Origin of the sequence: Achromobacter sp. SIMBA_011, from assembly GCF_046535435.1 — a bacterium.
GTDB lineage: Bacteria > Pseudomonadota > Gammaproteobacteria > Burkholderiales > Burkholderiaceae_B > Achromobacter > Achromobacter dolens.
Window position 1 is genome coordinate 1 of the sequence record NZ_JAWRWN010000945.1, and the last position, 249, is coordinate 249.

The 249-nt window shown below is 61.8% G+C and carries 1 protein-coding gene; it reads right to left on the reverse strand.

The features are described 5' to 3' along the window. On the reverse strand, positions 1-249 hold a 249-nt coding region (locus SB816_RS33780; protein WP_410548474.1), incomplete at both ends, for a response regulator.

The following is a 249-nucleotide window of genomic DNA, read 5'->3' on the forward strand; positions in this document are numbered from 1 at the left end:
GTCGCGAGGCTCACCGGCTTGATCAGGCAGTCGCGCATGCCGGCATTGATGCAGCGCTCTATTTCCTCCTGCTGGGCATCGGCGGTCAGCCCGATAATCAGGGTGCGCGGGCGTTGCTGCTCATGCTCCTCGCGGCGAATGGCCAGGGCCAGTTCAACGCCATTCATCTGTGGCATGTGATAGTCGGTGATCAGCAGGTCGAACGCCTTCTGCTGCCATAGCTGCAAGGCCTGCACGCCGTTTTCGGCT